The organism is Streptomyces aureus, from assembly GCF_000725495.1.
Classification (GTDB): domain Bacteria; phylum Actinomycetota; class Actinomycetes; order Streptomycetales; family Streptomycetaceae; genus Streptomyces; species Streptomyces aureus_B.
Map to the genome: position 1 here is coordinate 1 of NZ_JNZD01000135.1, position 206 is coordinate 206.

Consider the following 206-nt stretch of genomic DNA (forward strand, 5'->3'; position numbering starts at 1 on the left):
GTGTTCCACCGGATTACCGGTAAACATTCACGGAGAGTTTGATCCTGGCTCAGGACGAACGCTGGCGGCGTGCTTAACACATGCAAGTCGAACGATGAAGCCCTTCGGGGTGGATTAGTGGCGAACGGGTGAGTAACACGTGGGCAATCTGCCCTTCACTCTGGGACAAGCCCTGGAAACGGGGTCTAATACCGGATAACACTCCT

At 54.9% G+C, this 206-nt stretch carries 1 rRNA gene; it reads left to right on the forward strand.

Annotated features, from left to right (window positions below):
• Window positions 1–26: 26 nt before the first annotated feature.
• Window positions 27–206, forward strand: a 16S ribosomal RNA gene (locus IO36_RS36270); the annotation flags it as partial.